Source organism: Microcystis sp. LE19-41.2A (assembly GCF_027530405.1).
Classification (GTDB): Bacteria; Cyanobacteriota; Cyanobacteriia; order Cyanobacteriales; family Microcystaceae; genus Microcystis; species Microcystis aeruginosa.
Genome location: NZ_JAPZQJ010000584.1, coordinates 1 through 3631 on the forward strand (window position 1 = coordinate 1; position 3631 = coordinate 3631).

A 3631-nucleotide genomic window follows, 5' to 3' on the forward strand; every position below is an offset into this window, starting at 1 on the left:
GATCTCGATGGGAAGAAGCATATCCTTAGTTAAAGCAGATTTTCTTCCTCAGTGCAACCTAAGTCGATGCTTTCTCACGAGTGCGGGTTCATTTTCTAGGTTGACTTCGGCTTCCTTACCAGCATTTATTGAGATGTTGCTTAGTCACCCGTATTCGCACACCCGCTAATAGAATTATCACGATTCCTAATTCATCGCTGTTAAACACCAATGTGATTAACTTTAGTGTCTCTCAAAGGGAATTCAAACAGCCTTTAATTTTGCAAACCACGGTCACTCTCGGTTATGATTTACCTTGGCGTAAGGTTCACGCAACCCTGAAAGAAGCAGCCCTAGCAACTAAATTTATTGTCTCAGAACCTGCTCCTTTTGTCTTGCAAACCAGTCTCGATGATTTTTATGTCAGCTATCAGCTAAATGCCTACACCGATCATCCTAGCAAAATGGTGTATATTTATTCTGAATTGCATCAAAATATTCAGGATAAATGTAACGAAGTCGGTATCGAAATTATGTCTCCTCACTACAAGGCTCTCCGGGATGGCAATCACAGCACTATTCCTGAAAATTATCTGCCGGAAGATTATCAAAGTCCTGCTTTTGGTATTCAGTCAAATCCTCAGAAGTAATAATTTTCCTAATAGCTTTAATCGCATTTGTCAAGCCCTTTTGAGTTATTGTTGATAATTCTTCACCAAATTCACAATTAATAGCAGGAATAAATATTCCCCAGGCCCTGGGAGTTTGTTGATAAATTGCTTGAGTTAATGCTAATAAAGAAGCGGGACTTTCTGCATGAACGAAATTATTCCATTCGGTAACTGCCGCTAATTTTTCTATTCGGATATCGGTTTGATTAGATAATACCGCATCAACAAAAATAACTAGAGAAGCATCAGCTATATCGGCTGCTAACTCAGGAGTCAATTGATGGGTAGCGATGACCTGCAGATTAGGCCAATTCTCCTGGGCGATAATTTCGGCTATTCTCACTCCCACTCCGTCATCATTTCTTAAAGTATTACCGTAACCGATGAGCAGTATTTTAAAATTATTCATGGTTATAGCAGTTATCTTAATAATGAGGTACGAAGTTGTCGTTTTGGGGAGTCAGGAGTCGGTGGTCGATACCAAATTAGATTACACTTCATCCTGAGGAGAAACGCTGTAAAATAAGTATAGGATATCTTCGATACTCTCGATGCACAGCTTAACCTAATCGATAAATTAACTGAGTCTGGTAAGAAAACTTAAGCCTTGATAGTAGTTTCTTGATGAGCCAAAAATTATGCTATCGACTAACACAGTTTCCCCCCATATTATTCCCCCTCTCGAAAATGGTGATAGATTAACTCGTCCCGAATTCGAGCGCCGTTATCAAGCAATGACACAGCTAAAAAAAGCTGAATTAATCGCAGGAGTTGTTTATATGGCAGCCGCGGTGAGAGCCAAAAACCACGGTAAACCCCACGCTAATATTATCGGTTGGTTAACTGCCTACGAAGTGGCGACACCGGGGGTAGAAACACTGGATAATACTACTGTGCGACTTGATGGGGATAATCAACCACAACCAGATGCTTTATTAAGAATAGAAACCGGTGGACAATCAAGCATTAGTGAAGATGATTATGTAGAAGGCGCACCGGAATTAATCGTGGAAATTGCCGCTTCTACCGCTTCCTACGATTTACACGAAAAACTCAAAGTTTATCGTCACCATGGAGTACAAGAGTATATTATCTGGCGAGTTTATGACGTTCAATTGGATTGGTTTGGTTTAACTGATGGGGAATATTTGCCCCTAGAATCTCATCAAAATAACATCTTTTGTTCTCAAGTATTCCCTGGATTATGGCTGGATAAAAATGCTTTATTATCGGGTAATTTAGCCGAAGTTTTGGCAGTGTCACAGCAAGGAATAGCTAGTCAAGAACACCAAATTTTTTGTCAAACTTTGGCTAATAAATAACCCGGATAAACTTGATTTTTTTCTTAGTTGCCTAGGGATGGCTCAGAAAGATTAGCTGATTTTTCTTGCCAATCTTGACCGATTTTAATCGTCACATCAGAAGCGAGATTCCCCGTACTTTCCACCAAAACTTCCCCGACACCAAGGCTATTATGCAGGGCAGCAGCCAGGGAATTATCTCCTTTTTGAGCAATAATTTTGGTAGTTTCTAGAATTGGCGATGAAGACTTAGAGACAAAAACATTTTCATAACCCAATGAGCGCAGATATCTGACTAGAGCTTGCACCGCTTCTGGATTATCGGTGCTATCTTCCACAGCTATGCGAGTCGGTTGCGTGGTTTCTTCAATGTCAGCCATAAAAGAGCCGTGGTTAAAATGTTGAGTCACTAGCTCTTGAATTTTACTTTGATTGGGCAACCAATAACTGATCCCTTGCCGACCATCACCATTAAAGTCTCCGGGTAGTAGTAGCATTTGCACATCAGCGCGCTGAGTTTTGGAGGCAAAGCCGGCGAGGGCTAGTAACTCCTCTAAACTGAGATTAGTATCGATATGAGTGCGGATAACCTCGATAATATCGGGAATTTTCAGTAAAGTTGCTGGTTTTAGGGTTTGTTCTACTAAAGACCGCATTAATTGCTGTTGTCGTTGGATACGACCGATATCGCCGTTAGCATCGTAACGAAAACGGGCAAACTGGAGGAATTTCTCGCCGTTGAGGTGTTGTTCCCCTTTTTTCAGGTCAATGTAGAGGTGTTGACTAAAATCTTTGTACTTCATGTCTTTGGGAACATATACCGTCACCCCCCCCAAAGCATCAATTAATTTTTCCACACCCTGCACATTAATGCGAATATAGCGATCGATAGCCACTCCGTCCAAAAGATGACTAACCGTTTCCGCCGTTAAAGCAGGTCCACCGAGGGCGTTAGCTTCATTGATTTTTTTCTCCCCGTAACCCTCGATATCGGTGCGGGTATCCCGGGGGATGGAAAGCATGGTTAACTTCTGTCTTTGGGGGTCAAAACGCAGTAACAGCATGGTATCGGTTAAACCATCCAAGGAATTAACCGGGGCATGATAACCCAGATCTGGGGTTTGTGCCTCCTTGACATCGGATGTCAACACTTTCGCGCCAACTACCAGAATATTAACGGGACGGTTGAGGGCGGGAAGTTGCAGATTTTGATAGGATATGGCCTGCTGATTGTTAAAAGCGGCGGCTTCTTCGGGACTAAGAGCAGCTTGTCGCAAGGGTGTGGAGGAGAGAGACACGGCCAACATAGCACCCGCCGTAGCGGAAACTAGGGCGCAGCCGGTTAAGCCTAGGGCTGTCAGGAACCATGTACTGGATAATCGCCGCTTTTTAACAGGTTTAGCCGCTAATTTCCCTGATTTTCCGCTTTTAAGTCTTGATTTTGTCTTATTAACCACAAATTGCCTCACACGGTCACTAAATATCTCCCTAAAACCATATTTAAAGAGATAAACTATTTGTTTTCTCAGATACCCGGAAAAGATTATTAAACTAATTGGGTTTTTTAGAGAGTTAGCAGATAATATAGCAGAATTTTTCCTTATCGTTGTTCTCCATCGCAATTTTGTCGAAATATCTATACTAGGGGTTGCTGGTGGGGAAGTGGGGTGTGGGGTGTGG

General features: G+C 42.1%; 3 protein-coding genes and 1 pseudogene. 2 read left to right on the plus strand and 2 right to left on the minus strand.

The features are described 5' to 3' along the window. Positions 1–140: 140 nt before the first annotated feature. Positions 141–629 (plus strand): annotated as a pseudogene (locus tag O9290_RS24515) (mechanosensitive ion channel family protein); the annotation flags it as partial. Here the strand turns inward: O9290_RS24515 and O9290_RS24520 are convergent. Continuing rightward, positions 556–1059, minus strand: coding sequence for a hydrogenase maturation protease (locus O9290_RS24520; protein WP_288055330.1), 504 nt, complete (start codon positions 1057–1059; stop codon positions 556–558). The pseudogene O9290_RS24515 and the gene O9290_RS24520 sit on opposite strands and share 74 nt — an antisense overlap. 229 nt (positions 1060–1288) lie before the next feature. Here O9290_RS24520 and O9290_RS24525 point away from each other — a divergent pair, with 229 nt between their 5' ends. Then, entirely contained in the window at positions 1289–1972 is a 684-nt protein-coding gene (locus O9290_RS24525) for a Uma2 family endonuclease (protein ID WP_288055333.1), read from the plus strand. Positions 1973–1995: 23 nt separating this feature from the next. On the opposite strand, the gene O9290_RS24530 is transcribed toward O9290_RS24525, so the two are convergent. Next, positions 1996–3408 carry an LCP family protein gene (locus tag O9290_RS24530; RefSeq protein WP_288087632.1) on the minus strand — a complete coding sequence of 471 codons (1413 nt, stop codon included), beginning with the start codon at positions 3406–3408 and terminating at the stop codon, positions 1996–1998. Positions 3409–3631 lie beyond the last annotated feature (223 nt).

Bases quoted from the DNA above. Each gene is read 5' to 3' on its own strand.
- O9290_RS24520 (WP_288055330.1), bottom strand. From the start codon at position 1,059: ATGAATAATTTTAAAATACTGCTCATCGGTTACGGTAATACTTTAAGA.
- O9290_RS24525 (WP_288055333.1), top strand. From the start codon at position 1,289: ATGCTATCGACTAACACAGTTTCCCCCCATATTATTCCCCCTCTCGAA.